The 2,273-nt window shown below is 78.8% G+C and carries 2 protein-coding genes and 1 pseudogene; 2 read left to right on the forward strand and 1 reads right to left on the reverse strand.

Going from position 1 to position 2,273, the window contains the following annotated elements:
• Window positions 1-491, forward strand: a pseudogene (locus H6X67_RS11625) (Fic family protein); the annotation flags it as partial.
• Here the strand turns inward: H6X67_RS11625 and H6X67_RS11630 are convergent.
• Window positions 475-1,314, reverse strand: a complete 840-nt coding sequence (locus H6X67_RS11630; protein ID WP_249368446.1) for an HAD family hydrolase — start codon at window positions 1,312-1,314, stop codon at window positions 475-477. The pseudogene H6X67_RS11625 and the gene H6X67_RS11630 overlap by 17 nt on opposite strands.
• Window positions 1,315-1,541: 227 nt before the next feature.
• Here H6X67_RS11630 and H6X67_RS11635 point away from each other — a divergent pair.
• On the forward strand, window positions 1,542-2,273 hold a 732-nt coding region (locus tag H6X67_RS11635), incomplete at its 3' end, for a nucleotide-binding protein (protein WP_349305320.1).

Genomic DNA, 2,273 nt, shown 5'->3' on the forward strand with positions numbered 1-2,273 from the left:
TCGTCGGACCGCTCGCCGCCGCCGGGACGCTCCCCCTGGCCGACGTCGCCGCCCCCCGCCCGGCCGGGACCGCACCGCTCGAGGGCGGGCCCGGCCCGGTACCGGACGGGCCCGCCCTGGCCGCGCGCCTCGAGGCTCTCCTCCACCTCGTCGACGCCCCCGGTGCCCCCGCCCTCGTGCGGGCCGCCGTCGTCCACGCCGAGACGGCCAGCGCCAGGCCCTTCACCGCGGGCAACGCCGCCGTCGGCCGGCTGCTCGCACGCCACCTCGTCACCCGGGACGGGCTCGAGCCCACGGGGGTGGCCGTGGCGGACCTGTGGGCGTCGCGCGCCCCCGGCGGCTACGCGCAGGCGCTCGCGGCCTACGCCTCGGGCACGGGCGAGGGCGCCGTCGACTGGGTCCTGTGGCAGGCCGAGGCGCTGCTCGTCGGCATCGAGGAGGGCCTGCGCCTGTGCCGGGCCGTCCAGGCCGGCACTACCGCCGCGGGCTGAGGCGCACGGGCCCGCTCGTGACCGCCCAGGCGGCCGCGGCGCCGACGGCGAGCAGCCCGACGGCGGCCGCCCCCACCTTCCACAGCTCCGGCAGGGCCTCGCGCACGTCCTCCAGGGCGACGGCCCCCGCCTGCCGGGCCACGCGCACCGGCGGCTCGAAGTCCCGCACGGGCCAGCCGGCCTCGGTGGCGTGGCGGCGCAGGTCGCGGTCCGGGTTGACGGCCACCGGGTGCCCCACGGCCTGGAGCATGGGCAGGTCCGAGACGGAGTCCGAGTAGGCCCAGGAGGAGGACAGGTCGATGCCGTGCTCGACGGCGTCCGCCTCGAGGGCGGGCACCTTCGCGCCGTGCATGAGGGAGCGCTCCACCCGGCCGGTGAAGCGGCCCTCGGCGTCCACCTCCATGCGCGAGGCCACCGCCCGGTCGGCGCCGACGAGCCTGGCGATGGGCAGCACCGTCTCCTCCGTGGAGGCCGAGACGATGACGACGTCGTGGCCCGCCTGGTGGTGCGCCTCGATGAGGTCCATGGCCTCGGCGTAGATCGCGGGCTCGATGGCCGTCGCCATGGCCTCGGCGACCACCCGCTCGATGCCCGCGCGCTCGATGCCCGCGCACATGGCGGCGATCTGGTTCATGAGGCGGGTGCCCTGCTCGCCGTCGGCCCCGAAGAGGAGGTAGGGGAGCTGGACGACGATGCCGCGCGCGAGCGTGGGCGCGGAGATGAGGCCCGAGCGGCGCATGGGCACGGACAGCGCGAAGGTGGTCGAGGTGGCCAGGACGGTCTTGTCGAGGTCGAAGTAGGCGGCGGTGCGGGTGGCGGCCATCGTGACTCCTCGGGCCTGGTGCGGGCCGGTGCGGGGCCGACGCACCGGCAGGGCCCCACTGCGGGCCCGGCGGTCGGACCAGTCTAACGAGGCCGGGCTCCACAGGCAGCCCCCGCCGCAGGCCCGCCCCGGTGTTGTCCACAGGCGGTGCGGGTGGCGGCTGCGCCCCGCGCCGTCGGCACGCACCCTGGGGCCGTCCCGCCCGAGCGTACCCGCAGGAGGCCCACGTGAGCAGCACCAGGACCCGGATCCTCGCCGTCACCGGCGCCCTCGGCGGCTGCGGCGCCACCACCCTCACCCTCCTGCTGGCCCGGTCCCTGGCAGCCCAGGGCGAGCGCGTCGCCGTCGTGGACGCCGACCCCGCCGGAGGCCTCGGCCTGCACCTCGGTGACGGCCCCGGCCCCGGGCTCGTGTGGGGCGACCTGCCCGCCGACGAGACCGCCTTCCGACCCGCCCACCTCACCCGGGCCCTGCCCGTCTGGCGCGGCTGCCGCGTCCTCACCGGCGACGACCGCGGCGGCCCCGAGGACCCCGGACGGCTCGCGCCCGTCCTCGACGCCCTCGCGAGCGAGCAGGACCTCGTCCTCGTCGACCTGCCCCGCACCTGGTCGTCGCCGCCCGGGTCCGAGACCCTGGTGCTCACCGGCCGGGACCTGCGCTCCGCCGTCGCCGCCCGGGTCCGGGCCGCCCGGGCCGGCGGTGCCGGGGACGCCACCCCGGCTCCCCTCGGCCTCGTGGTGCGCCAGGCGGGGGAGGACCTGTGCGACGCCGAGCTCGCCACCTTCACCGGCTGCACCGTGCTCGGGCACCTGCCCGAGGACCGGGGCGTGCGCCAGCGCGCGGCCCTGGGCGACGACGTCACCTCCGGCCGCGGCGCCTCGCGCCGCGCCGCCCGGCTCCTGGCCGAGCACCTGCACGGCCGACCGGGGCCCGCTCCGCTCCCCGGGCCCGCCGAGAGC

It is taken from the genome of Actinomyces sp. AC-20-1, assembly GCF_023369555.1.
Taxonomy (GTDB): domain Bacteria; phylum Actinomycetota; class Actinomycetes; order Actinomycetales; family Actinomycetaceae; genus Actinomyces.